General features: G+C 56.1%; 20 protein-coding genes. 3 read left to right on the plus strand and 17 right to left on the minus strand.

The features are described from left to right. Positions 1 to 409, minus strand: a 409-nt coding sequence (locus GOX63_RS22000) for an SDR family NAD(P)-dependent oxidoreductase (RefSeq protein ID WP_170328632.1), incomplete at its 3' end; no start/stop codon positions are given. A 78-nt stretch (positions 410 to 487) separates the two neighbouring features. Here GOX63_RS22000 and GOX63_RS22005 point away from each other — a divergent pair. Then, positions 488 to 1,051 carry a TetR/AcrR family transcriptional regulator gene (locus tag GOX63_RS22005; protein WP_170547227.1) on the plus strand — a complete coding sequence of 188 codons (564 nt, stop codon included), beginning with the start codon at positions 488 to 490 and terminating at the stop codon, positions 1,049 to 1,051. A gap of 135 nt (positions 1,052 to 1,186) precedes the next feature. Here GOX63_RS22005 and GOX63_RS22010 read toward each other — a convergent pair whose 3' ends face one another. Further along, complete coding sequence (locus GOX63_RS22010) at positions 1,187 to 1,768, minus strand: GNAT family N-acetyltransferase (protein WP_170547230.1); 582 nt, start codon at positions 1,766 to 1,768, stop codon at positions 1,187 to 1,189. Positions 1,769 to 1,961: 193 nt separating this feature from the next. Here GOX63_RS22010 and GOX63_RS22015 point away from each other — a divergent pair, with 193 nt between their 5' ends. Further along, on the plus strand, positions 1,962 to 3,896 hold the full coding sequence (locus GOX63_RS22015; protein ID WP_170547233.1) for a BTAD domain-containing putative transcriptional regulator: 1,935 nt from the start codon (positions 1,962 to 1,964) through the stop codon (positions 3,894 to 3,896). A 10-nt stretch (positions 3,897 to 3,906) separates the two neighbouring features. Here GOX63_RS22015 and GOX63_RS22020 read toward each other — a convergent pair whose 3' ends face one another. The 3 genes from GOX63_RS22020 to GOX63_RS22025 form a co-directional block, all read right to left on the minus strand. Further along, a complete protein-coding gene (locus GOX63_RS22020) occupies positions 3,907 to 4,737 on the minus strand; it encodes a hypothetical protein (protein WP_217356274.1) in 831 nt (276 codons plus the stop codon). Continuing rightward, positions 4,632 to 5,135: an NAD(P)-binding domain-containing protein gene (locus GOX63_RS24180; protein WP_217356268.1), complete on the minus strand. Its 504-nt coding sequence runs from the start codon at positions 5,133 to 5,135 to the stop codon at positions 4,632 to 4,634. The genes GOX63_RS22020 and GOX63_RS24180 overlap by 106 nt, the downstream gene beginning before the upstream one ends. Before the next feature lie 288 nt (positions 5,136 to 5,423). After that, a complete protein-coding gene (locus tag GOX63_RS22025; RefSeq protein WP_170328636.1) occupies positions 5,424 to 6,323 on the minus strand; it encodes a LysR family transcriptional regulator in 900 nt (299 codons plus the stop codon). Between the two features lie 101 nt (positions 6,324 to 6,424). Between GOX63_RS22025 and GOX63_RS22030 the strand changes: the two genes are divergently transcribed. After that, a complete protein-coding gene (locus tag GOX63_RS22030) occupies positions 6,425 to 7,621 on the plus strand; it encodes an NADH:flavin oxidoreductase/NADH oxidase family protein (protein WP_254436067.1) in 1,197 nt (398 codons plus the stop codon). A gap of 283 nt (positions 7,622 to 7,904) precedes the next feature. On the opposite strand, the gene GOX63_RS22035 is transcribed toward GOX63_RS22030, so the two are convergent. The 12 genes from GOX63_RS22035 to GOX63_RS22090 form a co-directional block, all read right to left on the minus strand. Beyond that, entirely contained in the window at positions 7,905 to 8,912 is a 1,008-nt protein-coding gene (locus GOX63_RS22035) for an alpha/beta hydrolase (RefSeq protein WP_170328637.1), read from the minus strand. Positions 8,913 to 9,435: 523 nt separating this feature from the next. Beyond that, positions 9,436 to 11,217, minus strand: a complete 1,782-nt coding sequence (locus tag GOX63_RS22040) for a thiamine pyrophosphate-binding protein (protein WP_170328638.1) — start codon at positions 11,215 to 11,217, stop codon at positions 9,436 to 9,438. Then, positions 11,217 to 12,626: an aldehyde dehydrogenase family protein gene (locus tag GOX63_RS22045; protein ID WP_170547236.1), complete on the minus strand. Its 1,410-nt coding sequence runs from the start codon at positions 12,624 to 12,626 to the stop codon at positions 11,217 to 11,219. Before GOX63_RS22045 ends, GOX63_RS22040 begins: the two co-directional genes overlap by 1 nt. Then, on the minus strand, positions 12,607 to 13,521 hold the full coding sequence (locus GOX63_RS22050) for a sugar phosphate isomerase/epimerase family protein (RefSeq protein ID WP_170547239.1): 915 nt from the start codon (positions 13,519 to 13,521) through the stop codon (positions 12,607 to 12,609). The genes GOX63_RS22045 and GOX63_RS22050 overlap by 20 nt, the downstream gene beginning before the upstream one ends. A gap of 154 nt (positions 13,522 to 13,675) precedes the next feature. After that, on the minus strand, positions 13,676 to 14,866 hold the full coding sequence (locus tag GOX63_RS22055) for a Gfo/Idh/MocA family protein (RefSeq protein WP_170328641.1): 1,191 nt from the start codon (positions 14,864 to 14,866) through the stop codon (positions 13,676 to 13,678). Continuing rightward, positions 14,859 to 15,533 carry a hypothetical protein gene (locus tag GOX63_RS22060; protein WP_170328642.1) on the minus strand — a complete coding sequence of 225 codons (675 nt, stop codon included), beginning with the start codon at positions 15,531 to 15,533 and terminating at the stop codon, positions 14,859 to 14,861. Before GOX63_RS22060 ends, GOX63_RS22055 begins: the two co-directional genes overlap by 8 nt. Next, complete coding sequence (locus tag GOX63_RS22065; protein WP_254436068.1) at positions 15,523 to 16,710, minus strand: Gfo/Idh/MocA family protein; 1,188 nt, start codon at positions 16,708 to 16,710, stop codon at positions 15,523 to 15,525. Before GOX63_RS22065 ends, GOX63_RS22060 begins: the two co-directional genes overlap by 11 nt. Then, entirely contained in the window at positions 16,700 to 17,515 is an 816-nt protein-coding gene (locus GOX63_RS22070) for a citryl-CoA lyase (protein WP_170328644.1), read from the minus strand. Before GOX63_RS22070 ends, GOX63_RS22065 begins: the two co-directional genes overlap by 11 nt. Beyond that, positions 17,512 to 18,384: a shikimate dehydrogenase gene (locus tag GOX63_RS22075; RefSeq protein ID WP_170328645.1), complete on the minus strand. Its 873-nt coding sequence runs from the start codon at positions 18,382 to 18,384 to the stop codon at positions 17,512 to 17,514. Before GOX63_RS22075 ends, GOX63_RS22070 begins: the two co-directional genes overlap by 4 nt. A gap of 1 nt (position 18,385) precedes the next feature. Continuing rightward, positions 18,386 to 20,272 carry a bifunctional sugar phosphate isomerase/epimerase/4-hydroxyphenylpyruvate dioxygenase family protein gene (locus tag GOX63_RS22080; protein WP_170328646.1) on the minus strand — a complete coding sequence of 629 codons (1,887 nt, stop codon included), beginning with the start codon at positions 20,270 to 20,272 and terminating at the stop codon, positions 18,386 to 18,388. Continuing rightward, positions 20,272 to 21,567: a TRAP transporter large permease gene (locus tag GOX63_RS22085; protein ID WP_170328647.1), complete on the minus strand. Its 1,296-nt coding sequence runs from the start codon at positions 21,565 to 21,567 to the stop codon at positions 20,272 to 20,274. Before GOX63_RS22085 ends, GOX63_RS22080 begins: the two co-directional genes overlap by 1 nt. Then, entirely contained in the window at positions 21,564 to 22,139 is a 576-nt protein-coding gene (locus tag GOX63_RS22090; RefSeq protein WP_170328648.1) for a TRAP transporter small permease, read from the minus strand. The genes GOX63_RS22085 and GOX63_RS22090 overlap by 4 nt, the downstream gene beginning before the upstream one ends. Positions 22,140 to 22,159: the final 20 nt, after the last annotated feature.

The raw sequence follows: 22,159 nt of genomic DNA on the forward strand, positions 1-22,159 counted from the left end.
TCCGCGATGCGGGGTCGTCCGGGAACATGTCGATCAGAAGTGCGGTCAGCAGAAAATGTCCCAGGTGGTTGGTTGCGAATTGCAACTCGACACCATCAGCGTTCGTTTGAGCGGAGTAAAGCAGAATACCCGCGTTGTTTATCAGCACATCCAGCGTGGAGTACCGGTCGCGGAAAGCCTCAGCGAACGCGCGAACCGAAGTTAAATCGCTCAAGTCCAACACGAGGATGTCGATTGATGCGGAAGGAATCCGCGCGAGAACGTTTGCTTTGGCCGCTTCGGCCTTTTCAAGGCTGCGGCACGCCATGACGACGTGGAAACCTGTTTCGGCCATACCGACCGTTGTTTCAAATCCGATACCATTGTTTGCACCAGTGACGATCGCGACTTTTCCAGATTGTTTAGGCATCTCACATCCTGACAAATTGACACATCATGGGCAACTGTCAATATTGACACGAAGCGCCCATTTGTCAATATGTAAATCATGGAAGATCGCCATGACTATATCCTCGAAGCCGCAAAACGGCTTTTTCTTCGCTACGGCGTGAAGCGAACGGGTATGAGCGACATCGCCCAAGAGGCGGGTATCTCGCGTCAAACTCTTTACAAGGCATTCGCGAACAAAGACGAGGTGTTGCGGGCCACGATCCGGTCGCTGGCAGACAGAGTAGTTCTGGATATCGAAGACGGTCTCAAAAAAGCTGACGGTCTTGGTGCTCAACTCGATGTCGTCTTCAAACACGCTGTCATAGAGCACTATGACTTCTTGCAATCTTCGCCCAACGCCGAGGACATCATTGCTGGCGTGACCTCGACAAGTCAGAAAGAGCTGGAGGCCGGCGCAAAGCGAAACACCGAGATCATCGCACGTGTCCTGGAGCCGTATTCGGGTGCGATTGAAAGCTGTGACCTGACTGTTGATCAGTACGCGGACTTCATCCAGCGTTCTTCAACAGCGACCAAGTACAGCGCAAAGAACAAGAAACACTTGATCGAATTGCTGTCCGCTTTGCGAATGTCGGCGTTGAAAGTCACCAGCAGCGTTTAGACGGGCTCGGCCCACACCGGACGCTCGACCTGGAACCTTAACGCCGCGGTGCAGCCCTTCAAAGCTGCCTTTCACTGCGGTTGCACATAAACGGTGTCTGGGAAGGCCGTCTGCGCGGTCTCAAAAGGAACGTGATCACAAGAGCGATTTCGTCAGAAGCACCCAACGCTCGGTATCTGTTTCCCAATCTTCTTTCAGACACGGGGCTTGAGTGACCTCTTTGTATCCCTTTCGTTCATACAGACGCCGCGCGCCGATGTTGTCTTCGGCCACGATGACGCTCATCCTGGTTAAGCCCTCGGCCCGAGCGATTTCGTCCGCCAAATCCAGCAAGCGTGACCCATAGCCCTGACCGCGGTGTTCGGGATAGCACGCCAAAACATTCACATACCAGCTTTCGAGCGCTTGGTTCTCCAATTCCTGCAATGGCCGAAACAGAGCCGGGAAATCCTCGCCTATCTCCATCGGTGCCGCCCCGATCTTGTAGCCGGTCAAGCTCGCAACCGCTCCACTTCCGAGATCCACCACGACAATCTGACCGTCTCGCGCTTTTTCGGCCTGTCGTGCGCGTCCGATCTTCCAAGGGTCTTGGCCGTTTTCCGCAAGACCCGTCCAGATGTAATAAGGCAGGCCCTCTCCCGCATAATTCACGAGTTCAGCGAGCTGAGAAGCATCCGACTCCCTGGCCAGTCGCAGCGGTGGTTTCAGCTCAATCATTCATTCCTCCAGTGGTCGGGAGATGGCGCCAGCCAGTGTACCCAAACCAGTGTAGCGGTTTTAACGCGTTCGAAATAGGCGCCTCGGCACCAAGCTGCCTCTGACCTTTTGCGGATCTCGTCTTATGAAGAACGAGGCGCGACACGCATAGAAAGCTCATTCCTTACAAGAGAATTTCACATATACTCCGATCATGATCGATCGGATACATCTGAAAGTTCTGGGTAATTTTGAGGTATCTTCTAAAAATCGTATCCTGACGCCGACCTCGAAAAAGGCCCAGGCGCTATTGGGCTATCTGGCAATAGAGCGGAACACTCCTCACAACCGTGACCACTTGGCGGATCTCCTTTGGGGCAATCTGGGCGATGAGCGCGCGCGCCACAATTTGCGACAGGCTCTGTCAAGCATTCGGCAGTCTTGCGGGCCTGTAATAGTTACTGACGGGGATCTGGTTGCGCTCGACTGGCAAGACTGCGCTTCTGACATCGCGGAATTTCTATCGGGGGCGATCAGCAATGACCAATTTAAGCTGGCAGCCTGCTTGAAACTTTACGAGGGAGACCTTTTGGAAAATATCCAGGTGCGGTCACCTGCTTTTGAAGACTGGCTGCGCGATATTCGTATGCAAATCCGTGCCCGCGCCTGCTCTGCCATTGGTCAATTGGCTGATCTACTTGTGCGGCAAGGGAGTTTGGAAGCAGCTGAAGATGCCTATCGGAAGCGTCTCCAGATGGATGCCCTGTGTGAGTCCGCTCACCGAGGGCTTATGTCGCTGTTGGCACGAACCAATCGCCGGACGGACGCTTTGAGACAATACCAGTTGTGCGAAGAAGCCCTCCACCGTGAACTCGGTGTCGAGCCCGAAGCAGAAACAAAAGCCCTGCTTCAGCAGATCAGGGATGGGCTGTTGAACGCAGGGCAAGACGAGGTCGTTGAATTGCACCTTGGCCAGGACAATTCGTCCACCCCTGTAGTTGCTGTACTGCCTTTCGATAACCTGTCCGGGGAAGAAGACCTGTATTTTGCCGACGGCATCACCGAGGACCTGACAACCGCACTTTCCCGGTTCCACGATCTACAGGTGATTTCACGCGGCTCGTCCTTTGCCTATCGTGGCAAAGATGTCCCCGAAGCCGAGATGGCTGCCGCGTTGGGCGCGCATTATCTTGTGCGCGGCAGCGTTCGCCGATCCGATACTATCGCGCGGATTACTGTCCAGCTTTTGGATTGCGAGCGGGGTCTTACCGTCTGGGCTGAAACATATGACCGACCGCTGAAAGATGTGTTCGAATTGCAGAATGAAATTGTTTCAACTTTGGTGGTCACGCTGGTTGGCCGTGTTGAAACTGCGCGCCTGAAACAGGTGCGATCGGTGCCCGTCGAAAGACTTGATGCTTATGACATCCTTTTGCGCGGAAAATATCACCACCATTTCTTCACCGCCAAAGATTGTCAGGCCTGCATTGAATGTTTTGATCTGGCAATAAAGCGTGATCCGAATTACGCGATTGCCCATGCTTGGCTGGCCTGCGGATACGGTCAGGCAATGGTTCACAACCTGGGTGATGTGCCCGAACTCGTTGATCTTGCAGAAGCTGCTGCCGAACGAGGGCTTGAGCTCGACGAGGATGAAAGCGAATGCCACCGGGTACTGGCTCAAGTGAGCCTGTCTCGTGGCAACTTACAACGCGCGCTTTGGCATCAGCGGCGGGCACTGTTTCTGAATCCCAATGACGATCGGTCAATCTGTGCGATGGGCGAGTTGCTGACCTTTGCCGGTGAGGCTGAAGAAGGTGAGAGATGGGTTCGGCAGTCCTTGAAACTGAACCCTTACCATCCCCAGCGGTATTGGAGCCACCTTGCCCGCGCATTGGTCCACCAGGGTCTCTATGCCGACGCTCTCGACGTTCTTCAACAGATCGCTCGTCCGCGTATCGACGATCTGGTTTACACCATTGTCGCCAGCACGAAGGTTGCGGATCATGATGCTCGACAAAGAGCTTTGGATGCCCTTCACCAAACTTCACTTGATTTCGATGTCCTGGCCTTTACGGACACCCTTCCCTACGAACGTGTCGAGGATCGGGCCTTGATTCTCAACACGCTTCGGCTGGCTTTGCCTTAGTTATCTCGACCTATGCCGCCTGAACGGTTTCGCGCCGCAGCATATGCTCGCTCAGGTACTCAGCGTCCCGACCGACACCATCCACGATGTTCGACCCTTTGGTCCTTTGGAACCGCATCCCCAAGACATAAAGCCCGTCTATCGGAGTGATACCGTTCTCGTGCAAGATCTCGCCATGCGAATCCAGCACAGGCATTCGAAGCCACGGATATCGGCGCACATAACCTGTCGCCCATACGATGGTGCAGATATTCTCGGCATCGAGATGCAAGGCTTGAGGTGCTGCGGGAATGTCGATTGGACGAACAGCACCTGGTTTATCCATTGGTGGCTGGATTTCATTGGCGGCAATGAAGCCGTCAATTTTTTCAAGTAACTGGAACATCTGATTATCTGCTTTTCCAATTGTTTCGCCCAGGTCCGGTGCAAATTGCATAGTCCGGCCACTGATACCTGTCGCGTGACCAACCAGGCGGCCCCCCTGGCCTTGCAGAACACCAATGTCCAGATCGTGATTGTCCAACGAACCGACCAACTGAGGTGGGGGCATGCCACGCTCGTCAGCCGGGCTGGCTTCGGCGGCAAAGGCACCGATTGTGTCCATCCAGTAAAGGATGTCCCGACCGCGGTAACGACGGGGCACGCGGATATGTGTGCCAACGGCCAGAGTGACTTCATGCCCTGCATTCAAAAGCTCTTCACCAATTTGCAAGCCCGTTGCTGACGCCCCAACAATCAGGACGCCTCCTTCGGAGATTTGCGCTGGATTGCGATATTCGGCCGGGACAATTTGAGTGATATCCTGCGGCACATTCGAAGCAAATTCCGGAACACGTGGCAAATCGAAAATTCAGTGGCTACCACAAGGTTAGTCGCCATCCAGATACCTCTGTTCGTAGTCACTACAAACCGACCATCCGATCGCTTTTGGACGTCTGTCACTGTGGTGCCGGTTTCGACCGGTGCATCATAGGACTCGGCATATGCTTCGAGGTGGTCAATGAACTCGGACATTGTCATGAATCCATCCGGGTCAGTCCCAGTGTATTGCCAATGCGGCAGGCGGCTTTGCCAGTTCGGCGTCAACATACGCAAGGAGTGCCAACGTTCACTCCTCCATCGTTCAGCAATTTGTCCCCGCTCCAGAATGACATGATCAACGCTGTGTTCGACTAGGCATCGTCCCATGGACAGGCCCGCTGTTCCACCACCGATAATTACTGTGTTTACGTGTTTCATTGCTCCAATCTCCTGCAAATTTATTCAGTTGATGGGAGACAGCATCGACGCCTGCTGTCAGCGGATCGTCCACCCGCCAGCAAATCAGCGTCTATTCTGCGTCAAAAATTCGATTTCTGAACCAAGGCCCCGGGGTTTCAGTTGGGAAGCTCAAGAAACCGTTTCCCTCGAATGGTTCTGATGGAATGGACATTCAAGGACGGCCCGTTCCTGCCATAAGTCGCTCTAAGTCATTTCTGCAGTTGCAGTCAGCATTGCAGTTCGCGGCAAGTGCGAGATTCCCCCGGCTCAATCGGCTCGAATGCCAGGGAAGTGGTCCACCAGGAAATCGATCAAAACCCGTACCCGTCGCGGCAAGAAAGTTGTTTCCGGGCGTAGAATGAAGACCCCACCACCGGCGTCTTGTTCAGTGCAATCAGTCAACACCGAAATCAGGTGGCCATTTGACAGGTCTTGGGAGATGAGAAACTCTGGCAGCCAAGCAATGCCCCGCCCCGCGCAGCATGCTGAATGGAGTGCTTCCAGGCTGTTGCAAATGAACCCGGGGCCAAGCCGTGCATGCCCGTGTGGTGCTCGGGCAAACCCCCAATCCGAAAGGTGCCTCTCATTGCCCAGGCGTAGACATTTGTGTGTGATAAGCTCTTCCGGTTGCTGAGGGGCGCCATGCTGTTTGAGATAGGCAGGTGCGGCACATGGCACCCGCCGGTTGGTCATAAGTTTTCGCGAGACCAGGGACGAGTCGCGTAAGACACCACTGCGGATCGCAAGGTCAAAGCCTTCTCCGACCAAATCGACCAACTTGTCGGTCAGTAGTAATTCGATCTCAACCTCAGGGTGTCGTTCCATGAATTCGATCGTCAATGGAACTACATGCAGGCGGCCAAGAGCCGCGGCGCTTGTCACGCGGATTGTGCCGCGCAGCCTGTCGCCATCATCGGCAATATCCTCTTCCAGCGCTGTGAGGCGAGCAAGAAGACCCCGCGCTTCCTCCACATATCGCTGCCCTGCATCGGTCAAGGCCATGCGCCGGGTTGAGCGGACAAGAAGCGGCACTTTCAACCGCTGCTCCAGTTGATGCACCCGTTTGCCCACAGCGGACGGGGTGTATCCCAACACTCTGGCGGCGGCTGAGAAACTGCCGTGATCAACAACGGCCAGAAGGATCTCGATTTCTGTCTTTTGTGTCATCTGTTCCAGAATCTATCAAGATATGATCCAAGGAGCCAACTTATCATGCAAAGTGATCCAAAGTATCTCAGGTGGAGATGAAAACTCCAAGGAAAACCGCTTTGCACACCGCTTCGAATGTCTCTCTTTTCTCACCACTCACATTGCCAAATGGTCGTGTATTGAAGAACCGGATCATCAAATCAGCGATGTCGGATTCGCTGGCGGATGGCCAGGGAAACCCAACTCCCGCTCAGATGCGGCTTTATGAACGCTGGGCTGAAGGGGGGCTTGCCGCGTCGATCATCGGCGAGGTGCAAGGTGATCCGCGGTATCCCGAGAAACCGGGCAATCTGGTTCTGGATGATGCCGCCGACCTGAAAGCGTTTCGCGACCTTGCGCGGCGCGGGTCGGCTAACGGAGCCCAATTGTGGTTGCAGCTTGGGCATGCGGGGGCAATGGCTCATCTTCCGATCAGCAAACCCCGTGGGCCAAGCGCCATCGACTTTCCTGATTTCCGCAGCGAAGCCATGTCAATCGCCGAGATAAGGGCCGTCCCAGATTGTTTTGCCCGCACCGCACTGCGTGCGGCGGAATTGGGATTTGGCGGCGTGCAAATCCATGCCGCACACGGCTTCCTCCTGAGCCAGTTTCTGTCGCCACTTTTTAATCGCCGAACTGATGCCTATGGCGGTTCGATACAGGCGCGGATGCGGCTACTCCTTGAAACGGTCGAAGCCGTTCGATCGTCGGTCCCATCCGACTTTGCGGTAGCAGTAAAGCTAAATGCAACTGATCAACTCGACGGAGGCCTGACGGAAGGCGAAGCACTCGAAGTCGTTGCCGGGCTTGAAGGCAAGGATGTCGACCTTCTGGATGTCAGCGGCGGGACCTATTTCCCCGGGGCACCCTCCAGTTCGGAACGCGCGACGACGGGGCCATACTTCGTCGAGTTTGCACGCGCTGCGCGTCGACTGATTTCGGTTCCACTTATGGTCACCGGCGGCTTCAAACGCAAAGAGGAGGCTGAATCTGCAGTTCGATCAGGGGATGTCGATTTCGTGGGAGTGGCACGGGGCATTGTCCTTGATCCCTCCTTGCCCGTAACATGGCAGACAGGCAAAAGTGACCCCTCTTTCCCTCGCTTTGCCACCTTGCCGCCCGGAGGAATGACCGCTTGGTTCACCATGCGCATGACCGATCTCGGAGAAGATCGAGAGGATCAAGTTCACCGGGACATCGGAGAAGCTATTACAGAATATGAGAAACGCGATGAATTGCGTGTTGTTCAGTGGAAGAGAAGGTTTTCTGTTCCGTAAGGTGTTCCAGCCTTGGAAGGGCGGTTTTCCCCGAGATCTGTCGTTGAACCAATCTGCAGCGAAAGGCAGGAATCCGTCCAATCTCAGGTGCTTCGAACGGCCCTGAACTGCCGTTGGCCAACGAGTTCCGTCGCTGCGATGCGGCCCGTCAGAGGAGACATTCGCTGCAGTAGCGAAATTTGGTGGTTACCGAAATCACAGTTGGTGCAACAAGCGGGCATTTCTCAAGGCGATCAATGCTCAGACAGCAGCCAACCGCCGCTTGCAGCTACTAAGCTCTGGGTCACTGCCCGTTGCCGATAACACGTTCCAAGAACTCGGCAATCCGACCTTCCACGGACGTGCTCACTGCATCGCCACCCAAGCTGGCTGCACCGGCAGGATAGAAGTGACCAAAGCCCGGCACCCACGCAAACTCATGATCCACGCCAACTTTTTCGTAGTGAGCGATAAGGAGGGGAATGGAAGACAGCGCGCCAGCCAGATCATACTGACCCATAAACATGAGGATCGGCGGTCTGTCTGACGAAGCTGTAACCGCCTTGTTCACGTCAAACCCGGCATCTGTTCCCGACAGGAGAAAGACACCAGAAACAGGAACCCCCATACCATGTGCAACATTCCAAGACGTCACTGCGCCTGCGGAAAACCCGCCAAGCACAATACGGTTCGGATCAACATTGTAAGTGGCAGCGGTTTCCCGGATATGTAGCACCGCTGTGCGCAAATCTTCGGCCGCCGAGATCACACCATCAACCATTATCTTCTCTTGTTCGGGGATGCTGAAATCAAACGGCGGCAGGTCCATAGTCCCCCGAATAAGGTTGGCTTGGGGCAATAGAGACAACAGACTGTCGGGCGCGATCCAATCTGCTTGATAACCTTCACCCGATGGCACAGGCCCTTCGGGCGTCAGCCGATAATCGATTGCAAAGCACGTATAGCCCCGCGCGGCAAACCGACGGCAATAATTGCCCATCGAGGTATCCTGAGCACCACCGGACTGAAACGTAAGCCGTGGACTGCCGCGATGGAATGCGCCACCGAAGGTGAGGATTACAGCCGGTCGCGGCGGGGCTGTGGCTTCCGTCGGATGATAGATGTCCATCCACAAGTCGCGCGAAACTTCCTTACCCTCTTTCGTCACGACCCCCTGTCCGTAAACCACGTCTGCTTCCAGTGCATAGGTCTCCGGGGCGCCCTCCTGCGCTTCCAGAGGGGCTGCAATCAATGCATGTGCAAGGAAGACAACGGCCAGAGCACCTACGTTGAGTTTGCTAAACTTTTGCAATTCGGAACCTCGCGTAAATGTTGAGAAAGGGTTTCACGGAAAAGGGTCATGCAATTGAATTGTAAGGGGCTTAGAGCGTAACCGCTCGATTGGAGAAAACTCAACCCCTCCCGGATGGGCAAATTTGTCGTCTGCCGCTGGCCGGCGAAGTGTGTCTTTTGCACTGCCGTGTTGGGCTCGACGCTGGCATCGAAGCAATCGCGACATCTTCTCGACCGCCCCACCTCGCTCAGATTGGAACGGCCCTAAGCTGCCGTTGGCTACCTGTTGGTGATGCCGCGACGCATCCCGTCGAACCTGCCATTCGCTACGGGAGCGAAAACTTGAACGCTAAGAACGCACATACTTCAGTGTTATTGCAATTTGACATTGTCTCACGTGCTTCGGTGAAAGTAGCTAACCAACAAAAAAGTTCAGACACACAACAACGAAGACTGCGCCGCCTCGAAGCTGTTGATATTTGCTCGAACACGGATGAGCATTGACACAAGAAACTGGGCGCGTCTGAACGCGCCCAGTTTCGTCAAGTCGCGACGTGAGATACCTCTTTGTCCGGCGAGTATATGTCCAAGATGTTCCAATGTCCGGTCGTTGGTGTTGGGTTGTTGATCATTGGCACATCGAGCACGGTTGGCTTGCCGCTGGCGATTGCCGCTTCCAGTGCAGGCAACAGTTCGTCGGCAGCGCTGAGTCTGTGTCCTTCCGCGCCATAGGCTCGCGCTATGTCGGCATAACCCGGCCCGTTTGCGGGAGCTGCGGCCGATCCGGGGAACGTTGTTCCATAGGTCAGACCGTAATGCGCCTTTTGCAGACCTGCTATGGTTCCGAAGGCGTTGTTGTTCATAACCAGCCAGATAATGCCCAGATCGAGTTCGACGGCCGTTGCGAGCATCGACGGGTTTTGACCGAAGCCACCATCACCGACCAGACTGAGGACAACGCAATCAGGTGCCGCCAGTTTCGCGCCGATCGCGCCCGGAGGACCGAAACCCATCGTCGCGAACCCGCCCGGGGTCAGGATTGAACCCGGCGTCAAAATGTCGAACTGTTGCCCGACACCGTTCTTGTTCCACCCGACGTCCGTGGTGATGATGGCATCCTCGGGCAGTGCCTTGCGGGTATCTGCCAGAATACGCTCGGGCATCATTGGAAAGGCCGATGAGGTCGCCATTTCCACGTTGCGCGCTTTGAAGTCCGTCCGGAAGCCAGCGATATTCTGCTCCAGCGTGGGGCGCTTGAAGCCGTCCGGATACATCTCGCGGGCGACCCGGTTGAGGACGCGCAATGCGGCCTTGGCGTCAGCAACGACTCCGATCTCGGTGGGATAGTTCCGACCGATCTCCTGCGGTTCAATGTCGATATGAATGACCTTCGATCCGGGAATGTTGAAAGTGTAGCCAGGGTACCAACTTGAACAATCAGCCTCTTTGAACCGAGTGCCCACGGCAAAGATGTAGTCCGCATTCAAGCAGGACTGGTTGACCAATTCAGTGCCCCAAAACCCGGTCATTCCCAACACAAGCGGATGGTCGTCTCGCAACGCGCCTTTACCCATCAGGGAATGCGCGACTGGCAGGCCCATATGGTCAACAAATTCTCGCAACTCCTCGCTGGCCTGTGCCAGAAGAATACCACCTCCGACATAAGCAACTGGGTTTTCGGCTTTAGCCAACGCTTCGACAATCTCTCGCGCTGTCTCGTCGTCAATCGACGGTTTCTTGAGCGCGCGCGTGTTGTCGCGGATACGGTCGAAGCTGTCCGAGGGGATCACCTCGGAAAAGATGTCCATGGGGACATTGACCAGTACCGGCCCCGGCTGGCCACTTTCAGCGAGATGAAACGCCTTTTCCAGGATCTCGGCCATCAGGTCTGCCCGGTCCACCCGCCAGGCACGTTTGACGAAGGGTCGATAGATCTCCCACTGGGCGGCATCTGCATGTAGATTCACTTCCTGATGAGGGTGTTTACCGTAGTAATGCGTGGGAATGTCGCCTGCGATCACCACCATCGGGATACAATCTAATGCGGCATTGGCGACCCCGGTTGCACAATTGGTCAGCCCCGGGGAGAGATGGGACAACACCACCGAGGCCTTGCCCGTCACGCGAGCATATGCATCCGCCGCGTGGCTGGCGATTTGTTCGTGCCGCACGGTGACGAAATCGATGGGACTTTCCGCCAACGCAGCCAGAACCGCGATGTTCGTGTGCCCGCAAAGGCCAAATACATGCTTGATCTCACGGCGTTCGAGAAAGTCAACGATATGTTCGGCAACGGTTTTGCCGTCCAGTTTCGCTCCGTCCATCACGCGACCTCCTGTCCGTAGAACTCACCGAACAGGTCCTGCTCCGAGGGGCGATCCTCGGGGATCGGGCGGCTGACCCAAGTGTAGTTCATCATATGTTTCATAGTGACGTTTTCATTGGTGATGTTGCCGCCCCAGATGCCGCAACCCAGGCTGCTGGTCATAGGCATGCCATTGGTCCAGGCACCCGCATTGGCCTTGGACTGAGGCTGTCGAACCATCATACGGCTGACCGGAGCAAGACGCGCCAACCGGTCGATGTGATCGTCATTGTGGCTGTAGATGCCGCAGGAATGGCCCTTGCCCCCGGTGTTGTAGATCTGACTGACCGTTTCCAGCGCGTCATCGAACGTGTCGAAGTGATAAAGCGCCATCAGAGTGGTCAGTTTTTCCTTGGAGAACTTGTGCTGCGGGCCGATTTGCCCCTGATTTTCAACCATCAGAAACTTGCGATCTTCTGGGATGCTAAAACCGGCGACTTTGGCCGTTTGCTGCGGCGGACAGGCGATGGTCGGGAACGTACGGTTTCCCTTCTCGTCCCACATGGCCGCTTCGAGCATGGCTTTCTCTTCATCCGAACAGAGGTATCCACCTTCGGCCTCAAGCGCTTTGACCATATCGTCGTAAACCGAGCGCTGGATGATGATGTTGCCGTCGGCCGAGCAACCGGACCCGAAGTCAGAGGTTTTGGATATGCGTGTATTCTGAGCGGCAATGTCCAAGTCGGCTGTCTCATCGATGACAATGGATGAATTGCCCGCGCCGACGCCATAGGCCGGACGTCCCGAGCTGTAGGCTGCTTTGACCATGGGCTTGCCACCCGTCGCCAAAGTCAGGTCGCAGATCTCCATCAGATGTTGCGTTAATGGGATCGACGGTTTGCGAATAGATTGAAACAAGTCCTCGGGGGCACCGGCAGCACGACAAGCTGCACGCATGACCTCGACCATTTCAAGGGTAGTATGGGCGGTTCGCGGATGCGGGCTGAAAATGACCGCATTCCGGGCGTTCGCGGCGGACACGCCGGTCACCGGTGGAGTCATTGCCGGGTTGGTCATCGGGATCAGGGAGGCGATCACACCGGCAGGTTTGGCATATTTCACCAGACCTTTTTCCTCATCCACTTCGACGATACCGGTCGATGGAGTGCGCAGGACATCACGCAGTACCATGTGAATCTTGAATCGTTTCGCTGGACGCCCTTCGCGATCTCCGATGCCGCTTTCGTCCACGCCTTGCTGGGCCAGACGGGTGAAGGTTTTCTCGTTCCCTGCGTACCATGCAATGGCCTGAGACAGGCGATCCAGCCTGTCCTGATCCCAATCCTCGATTTCGGCCATGGCAGCGCGCGCGCGCGTCAGCATATCGGCCGCCATGTTGCGGTCGTTTTCAGTGAGCTCTTTGCCCATGATGATCCTCTTGGTGTTTTAGAATTGCAGCATCGGGCACACGACGCTGTGACCGCGCCTCGCCGAATGTTCGCTTGGCGTGGCTGAGACAGCGACGCGCGTGTTCTTCATATCCCAACTCGGCAACGCGGCTTTGGTTGGGCAATTCAATGGAGTAGTCGACGGGCGGCATCCGTTCGATGATGCCGGTGAAATCAATCCAGCCTTCGCCGGGATACAACCTTGCATCACGGGCCAGCTGGATCATGCCCTCGCGTGTATCGGCGATGCCAGGCAGGCAATCAGAGATATGCAGGAAATGAAACAGATCCGAGGGGACGTGTAGCAACTCTCCCAAATCAACGCGGCTGAGGTGCAGGTAAAGCGTATCGACCAGAATACCGCCGTTGGGCTGATCGGAGGCACGCACGATATCAAGCGCCTCATCCAGAGTGCGCAGGCGGGAAAAGCTCGGGAACTCCAGGTCCACCGTTAACCCGTAGGGCGCCGCCAGTTCGCAGGTCTCGGAATAGACGTCGATCAGAAAGTCACGATCATCGCGGGTGTTGGTCCATGCGCTCATGATTATGCGCTTAGCGCCGAGCTCCCCACCAATCTCCAGAGAAGGTTCAAAACTGCGTGGATCGACATCTTCGGTGATGCGCGCAAGTTCGACATCGAGGACTTTCAAGCCAGTGGTAGAGAGAGCAGTTTTGGTGGCATGCACCTGTGCCTTGTCGATTGGAGATTGAGTGAATTCACCGGGCACATGCATCGGAATGAAGCGGGGGCTGACGGCATCGTAACCGGCCCGCGCGGCGATATAGACCAACTCGGGCGGCGTACAGCCAATCAGCGTCAGATGCGCCAAGGAATAGAGAGAGGGGCTTGCGCCAGCCTCTTCGGGTTTCACCATGAACGACAGCTCCACGTGTCTGCGAATCTCAATTTCATCACACGTAGTAAAAAATATCTGATATTTTAAAAAATATCAACTTTTAATAGTGAACCGTAAATGAAAGCGCCCGGGCAACGGCCCGGGCGTGTTTTACATTCGTGTTGACAGAGCCTTAGAGAGTGACCCAGTCACCTCCGGACTGGTGAGAGCGCACGGAGGCATCAATGAATCGGACACCGTCTGCGCCTTGATTGACACTGGGATAGGTCAGCCAATCGGCCGGAACCGCGACACCATCCCGGCGCGCTGCTACGGCCATGGCAAACTCCGTATAGAGGTTGGCCCAGGCTTCGATAATCCCTTCGGGGAAGCCGCGCGCGGTACGGATCAGTCGTTCCGCACCGGGTCCGATACCATGCCCGTGACCTCGGCTGATGATACGATCCGGCTCACCGAACCGATTGAACTTCAGCTGCTCCGAGTTCTCCAAGTCCCACTCGAGGCCTCCTTCGTTCCCGAATATGCGCAGGCGCAACCCACCCCGGTTTCCGGGGGCAAGGCGTGTTGCCATCAAGGTTCCGGGGACTTCATTTTGGTAACAGGTGAACATGAACACCGTGTCTTCCAAAGGCTTTGGCGCGCCGCAGACATGAAACTCGGCCCGTAGGTCGGTCAAGGGCAGGCCCGAGACAAAACTGGCCAGATGCGCGGCATGGGTGCCGATATCGCCGACACAGCTGGTCGGGCCAGAAATCTTTGGGTCCAGCCGCCACTTTACATGAGGCGCATCGGCCACATCTTCGGGCGTCATCCAGTCTTGCATAAACTCAACATGTATTTGGTTGATTTTTCCGATAGCTCCGTCGGCCACGATTTGCTTGGCTTGCCGGATCACTGGAAAGCACGACATCGCATATCCGACGGCAAAGGTCTGTCCCGTGCGCGCGGCGATCTCCTCAAGCCCCTCGGCCTCGGCAACTTCGTTGGTCAGGGGCTTGTCGCACAGTACATCAATGCCTGCCTCCAGAAACGCTTTGGAAGCTTCAAAATGAACGTGGTTCGGGGTAGTGATCATGACGGCATCAACGCCATCCGGGCGTGCCGCCTCGGCCTGTGCCATCTCCTCGAACGACGCGTAGCACCGGTCGGCCGGCAGGAACCACTCGGCCCCGCGCGCCTTGCTTCGCGCGGCGTCAGAACTGAGCGCTCCCGCGGTGATCTCCCACCGGTCGGTCATCCGCGCGGCCGTTGCCTGCGTGACAGAGATACGTCCGCCGCCAACAACGCCCAGCCGCAAACGGCGAGACAACCGGGGGAAAGGTCCGTCAAAGTTCAGGTCTTCGGGTAAAAGTCTCTCAGCCATTCTGAATCTCCATTTCCGGGACCCGTACGCCTTCTGGCAGCATTTCCACCGCCATGAAAATGCTGGGGGTAATCGTCTCGTATTGATGCCAGGGATAGTTGCCTTCGGCGTCATACATCGGCTTGTGTGTCGCCCCCGGGGCCATGAATTCTTCGAGGTAAAGGGTCTCAACATCCCGCTCACGGCATTGCTGCATTTTGCCAAAGCCTACGATTTGCGTATGCACTTCGCGAAACCCCGGTACCGGGCAGAACGGATGATCCTTGTGCAATCCGACATTCAATGGGACCGAACCGGAATGGTACATGGTCAGTCCAAGATCACCTACGAAGACCTTTGGCGACATGTAGTGGCTGACACCGCGCAGACGCTCCTCTTGGCGAACATCAAAAGCAGATGGCCACGTATCTTTCACCCATGCGAACAACTCGTTTTCATCGGCATGGGCATCGAAACCGTGGACAATGACTGCACATTCCACGCCGCCAAGCGTGCTGTTTTGCACGATCACGGAAGAAAGCGGTGCAACGGTCTGATCCTCGACAGAGAGATTTCGCCCCCCAAGGTTAAGGACGATGGCGCGACCCTCGATAGAAATTCTGCGCTCGTCAGTTATGTGCTGGACGCGAAAGAAGGGCTGAGCAAAGTCGAGTGTCTCAATCGGCATGGACCAATTCCTTCCTCTCATCGTCAAGGAAATCGACCGGCAAAGGCTCCGGAGCCGCGCAACGGCTTTCTATCGTTTGATAGGCGCCGAATTTCGGCGCCCGTTCGATCGCGTCCATGACCTCGAAAACGTGGTAGGCAAGCGCTCCACTTGCACGGAGTTGGCGTCCTTCTTGCGCCGCCAGGGCCAGATCCAAAAGGCCGAGACCGCGGCTGTCTTCATTGAACCCGTGTTTGTTTTCGACCACCTGCCAGTCTTCGCGACCGGTTGGACGAGGCTGATGAGACCAGCGCGAGGTGTCTCGCGTTTTCAGCCAGACATCCCCCTGAAAGATGTTGGCTCCGTGAACCGGGTCAGGGTCAGGGATGCTGATGGTTCCGTTTTCACCATAGATCTCGAACCGTGGGGTTTCGCTATCCCAGACGTCGAAGCTCATGGTCATCGACCCTATAGCTCCGGATGAGAACTGAAGCAGGCTTAGGGAGTGCGTGTCGACTTCGACATCCATCCATTCGCCGTTGCGAGGGCCATTTTCGATCATCCTTTTGTCGAACGTGCGCCGAGCCATTCCGGCGACCCGGTCAATTTGCCCAAGGCAAAAAATCATGGCGGTCAGGTAATAGGGGCCAAGGTCCAGCAAGGGCCCGCCACCGGTCTGGTAGTAGAAATCCGGGTTGGGATGGTGGCGCTCCGTCCCGTGGGTCCCGACATGGGCAAAAACCCCTGTTGGGTTCCCGATAGCGCCTTCATCGATCAAGCGCCGAACGGTCTGCCAACGACCGCCCAGAAACGTGTCGGGTGCGCAACCGACCAGTAGCCCCTTTTCAGTGGCCGTATGCAGGATCGCTTTTCCATCCGATCGGTTCATGACCAGTGGCTTTTCGGAATATACGTGCTTGCCCGCCTCTAACGCACGCAGGCTGATTTCGGCATGCGCCGCCGGAATTGTCAGGTTCAGAACGCAGTCAATCGTCGGATCGTCAAACACGTCATCTGGCGTGCAGGCCTTGGCGACACCGTATTGTTCCGCTTTGGCGCGGCTTTCCGAAGGATCAAGGCTTGCACAAGCCGCAACCTTGACGTTCGAAAATTTTGATAGTGTTTTTAGATAGATATCGCTGATACGACCACAGCCGATAAGGCCGACCCGGAAGGATTTCGATGTCTCACGTGTCATCATTCCTGTCTTCGTAGAGGGGTAAGTAATTCGGGGGCATCGGCCCTTTGTTCCGACCGCCCTGCCCCATCTGCTCCCAGGCGTGGGCGAGTATTCCGACCGAGCGGGACAGGCAGAACAGCCCCCGCGACAAGGGCGCAGGAAAGCCAAGCTCGCAGAAAATCACGGCTGTCGCGCCGTCGATATTCATGGCAATTGGCCGACCGCCGCGTTGACGACCGAGTTCGGCCTGAACTTCTTCTCCGATATCGGCAAACCGGCCAGAAACTGTGCCTTCTGCCGCCGCATCTCGAACAAGTTGCATCAATCGTGGTGCGCGTGGGTCGACGGGCTTGTGAAACCTGTGACCAAAGCCCGATACGATTTTGCCGTAGGTCTCGCGCCAGCTGTCCAAGCCATCCCGAACAGCGTCATTCAGCGAAGCTCCCGCATCCATGTGGACTGCGATATCATAGTACAGCTCTGCACACTGCTCTCCTGCCCCGCCGTGCACGTCGCCCAGCATGTTCACCGCAGTCGCCATCGCATTATTGAGACCTACCCCGCAGGTGGCTGCCATACGCGCAGCCGCAATCGAGGGGGCCTGCGGACCGTGATCCACGCCTGCGACCAAAGCAGCATCGAACAGGCGCGCCTGTGCGTCGCTAGGCAGATCACCCCGCACCATCAGCCAGATCATCTTCGGGAAAGATACGTTCCCGATCAGATCCTCTATGGCGTTGCCACGAAAAGCGATCTGACCGGGCTTCATGTCGATGATGGAGGTACGCCACCATTGGCGGATAGCTTGCTCGTCGTTTGTCATACCGTTGCACCTCTAAACTCGCGCATGCGCTGCTGACGAAGTGAATCGAAAACGTTTTGAAGACGACTGATTGCGGCGGTGCAGCCGGTGAAGATTTCAAAAGACGCTGCAGCCTGATAAACTGCCATTCCAGCACCATTCATCACTTTCAACCCAGTTGTGCGGGCGCTGCTCAGAAGGTGTGTCTCGAGCGGGAAATATACTATATCTGCCACCCAAGCGTCCGGCCGCAACAATGATGGATCAATTACCGACCCGGGGTACTTATCCATCCCGAGCGGTGTTGCGTTTACCACTCCGTCCACAAATTTGACCCGATCCAACGAAATCGAGGGGGAACCCTGAAGCTTTGCATAAGGGCGCAAGACCTTTAGTCGACTGACCAGCGCCTGCGCTCGGCGGAAGTCGGGATCGATGATCTCCAGATCTCGAACGCCTGAATCAAGCAAAGCCAAAGAGACTGCACTGCCCGCGCCACCAGCACCAAACAAGAGAACCGTTTCAGTCTTCGATGACCCCAAAAAATCTCCGAAGGCACTGTGGAAACCTATGTAATCGGTGTTGTGGCCAACCATTCGGTCGTCACAAAAAACCACCGCGTTGACAGCTTGAAGCTCCTCAGCAGTCTTGGAAAGCTCATCAAGATGATCAATGACTGATGCTTTGTAGGGGTGTGTCACGTTGACCGCTGCACAGCCTAATTCAACGGAATAATGCAGTAAATCAGCGACTGACATTCCACGAAATGGCTCTTTTGCAGTGTCGATCCTACCGTAGCTCAGATCGACACCCTGCGCCCGGCCCTCCGCTTCGTGCATCTCAGGCGTCATGGAGCCAGAAATCCCTTGTCCGATTAGTGCGGCCCTCATATTAGGTTGTTCCTTCCGCCACGTGGTGTCGCGTTTGCGCCGCTAATCGAAACGCAGCATTACGCGCGCCATAGCCGGCGTAGCCAGTTCGGCGCTCAACAATTTCAAAGAAAAAGCCATTAAAGATAGGGCGGCTGTAGATCTGAAAGTACTCGGCACCCGCTGCCCGGTCGTAGAGAATGTTGCCCTCGCGCAGTTGGGCGATCAGATCATCATCCAATCCGAAGGTCGCCTGCAGATCGGCGTAGTAGTTCTCTGGGATCGTCAAACTGGGAAAGCCTGATTTGCGCAACTGATCCGACGTTTCAAAAATATCGTCCGACTGGAAGGCGATGTGCTGAACACCGGCCCCAAACCCATCTTCAAGGAATGACGCTGCCAGTGTTCTACGCCCAACGGCCCCGTTCAGGTTCAGGCGCACCTCGCCTTCGGGACTTTCGATAGCCTGGCTTTGCACGACACCGGACGGGTCGGCGACGTTCACGATAGGAGACTTTGCCATCTCAAAAGTTGAAATGTAGTAAAGCAGCCAACTTTGCATCTCATCGTGACGCATGGTCTGTGCCAGATGGTCGATACGGCGCAGACCGGCAGGCTGGGTCGCTTTAGTTTTGGCAACTGGCTCGAACTCGATGTCCCAAACTCGATGCAGATCGGATTTTTCATCTATGAAATGGACGACATTGCCGCCGACACCTCGGATGGCCGGGATGTCCAGCTCCCCAGTCCCCACCGGTTGTGAGAAATTCGGTGCGCCCAGCGCGGTCGCGCGCTGAACCGTCTGATCCGCATCTCTAACACGCAACCCCATGTCACACACCGAGGGACCGTGGCCCAGGAACGCCGAATGGGCAAAACCTTCCTTTTCAGTATTCACAACGATGTTTATGGCACCCTGCCGCCACAGCTCGACGGACTTGGTGACGTGCTTTCGCTCCATTCGAAAGCACATTGCAGACAGCATGTCTGCCAGCTGCGCGCCGCTTGTTTCGTCGGCTGTGAACTCGACAAACTCAAAGCCTGACGCATAGACGCGTTCCGGCAGATCCGGGATGCCGAAATCGGTCCCCGGCTCGGTCCTTGATACCTCATCCAGGAGGTTCACCAGCGACCTGTAGCTGTCCCGGGCCAGTGTTCGGCCACCGGGTTGAGGAGCTGCTTCGTTGACGCGCGCAATAGACCAAGGCCCCTTGTATCCGGCGCGGGACAACACCCGCACGAAGCCCGCAAGGTTCAGCGATCCAAGACCGGGCAAAAGCCCGAAGTGCCGCTTGAGCCTGCGGATATCCATCTCAAGCCGGGGTGCATCGGACAGTTGCACATGGAACAACCGCTCTCCGGGAATGTCCCGAAGGCGGGCGGGTTTGGACCCGTCAGCGAGCGAGAAGAATGAGTTCAAAGCCAACCCCAGATGAGGGCTGTCGATGGCTTCAACGACGCCTAACGCCTGTTCATCCGAGTGAATAAGATCCGACCATGGCAAGCCCATATAGGCCAGACGCAACCCCATCTCTTTCGCGATCTCAGCCGCCTCGCCAAGATCTGTGATTACCTGTTCTCCGGTCGCAGCGGCATCGACCTCGAATGCGGACCCAATTAGCAGCAGATCCGTACCCAACTCGCTCATCAGGTCGAGTTTGCGCTTCAGCCGATCAAAGGCGCGCTCCCGTCCGGCGTCGGCCTGGCCTTCAAGGTTATGGAAGGGTTGTAACAGGCAAATCTTCAGGCCGAGATCTGATGCAATGTTCCGAATTTGCGATGGCGGCCCGTCAAAAGCGGTCAAATCCGGTTCGTGTAATTCGAAGCCCCCGAATCCCGCTTCAGCGATAGCACTTAGTTTTTCGGCCAGATCACCGGGGATCGACGTTGTCGAAACCGAGAGGCACATTATCCCTGATATCCAAACATACGCGGCAACCACAGGACCAGATCCGGCATCAGCATCATTATCACCAGAGCGAAGATGAGAACCGCGAGGAAGGCCCAAATTTCCGAGATGATTTCGCGCAGCGGAATGTCCGTCACGGCGTTGATCACAAAGAGTAGAATGCCATAGGGCGGCGTGATCAGACCGATCATCGAGTTCACGACGACCAGCACTCCGAAATGCACCAGATCAATCCCAAGCGCTTCGCAGGTTGGAATGAACAGGGGCACGATCACAAGAATGATCGTTGTCGCGTCCAACACGCAACCCAGCGCGAGGATCAGCAGGTTAACCAGGATCAGGAAAACAATCGGACTAACATCTGAACCCTCCAGCAGTGCCGAGATCGACTGAGGAATTTGCTCCTGAATGACGATGAAGTTCAGAATGAACGCGCCGCCAATGACAACCCCGACGGCGGCGGAGGAGCGCGCGCTGTCGACGAACACTTGATAAAGGCCACGGAAGGTCAGCGCGCGGTAGAACAACGCTGCCAGTAGCAAAGCGTAGAATGCAGCAACTGCGGCGGCTTCGGTCGGAGTGGTAACGCCGCCATATATGCCGTACAGCAGGATTGCGGGCATCAGCAGTGCCGGGAATGCGTTGGCGGTTTTTGCAGGCAATTCGCGCAGTGGAACAGGTTCTTCCAAAGCAAAGTTCCGCTTTCCGGCCAGATAATAGTTCATCGCCATAAGAACGACGCCCATGATCAGGCCAGGCAGAATGCCAGCCAGGAACAAGGACCCGATAGAGGCTTTCGACACCAGCGCGTAAAGGACCATTGGAATCGAGGGCGGAATGATCGGGCCGATCGTCGCCGACGCCGCGGTAATAGCAGCAGCATAACCTCGGCTGTAGCGGCCATCCTTGGTCATCATCTCAATGATGATCTTGCCGATCCCGGCAGCATCCGCGACGGCAGAGCCGGACATGCCGGAGAAAATCAACGACGCAACCACGTTGACGTGCCCGAGGCCGCCCTTGAACCGCCCGACCGCAGCGACGCAGAAGTTCAGCAAGCGGTCTGTGATCGACCCCGCGTTCATGATATTCGCGGCAACGATGAACAAAGGCACGGCAAGCAGGATCGTGCTTTTGTAGAAGCCTTGCAAGATCTTCTCGCCCGCGAGGGCGACGTCCAATCCGGCCGTGCCAAGGTACACCAATGAGGCCAAGAGGATGGAATAGCCGATAGGCGTCCCGATGCCTGCCAGAAGAAAGAGAGCGAGCAGGCAGGAAAGAAGTTCAAAACTCATTTGTCTGCTTCCTCGTCGTCTTCACCGTCGACGCGGGGATGATCGTCAACCACGTTGTACCCAACGACCAGTTCCAGCTCGGTTTTAGGTGGGCCATTTCGCAGGATGTCAAAGAACAGCCACCCATACCGCGCAGCCACGACCAGCATGAACACCGCATAGATCGAAAACACGGTGCGAAGCGGTATCTTCTCGCCCGAGAACGGGTTGCGCACGGTCGAGGTTTTGCGAATTTTCATCCAATCGATGTAGTCCCACGTCGGCAGGAAACTGTAGAGCATCCCGACCACAATCGCCGCGGCGGCCAGCATCGCAAAGACCTGACGCACGCGCATCGGCACCGAAAGGTAGATGATGTCGAACTTCACATGATCCCGTTCGCGCACGATGAACGCGCAGCTAAAAAAGATCACCCAGACCCAGAGGATGCCGATCAGTTCAAGCGTCCAACCGGCGGGGGTAAAGAAGTATCGAAGAAGAATTTGCAGAAGGAAGATTAGGAAGATTGCCGCCAGCATCCCGCCGGCAATCGCTTCGGTTAGTCGGGAGAACCCCTTTATGAAGCCTTTCATCGTGGTTCTCCCTCCCTTCT

The organism is Ruegeria arenilitoris (assembly GCF_013031355.1).
GTDB classification, from domain to species: Bacteria; Pseudomonadota; Alphaproteobacteria; order Rhodobacterales; family Rhodobacteraceae; genus Ruegeria; species Ruegeria arenilitoris_C.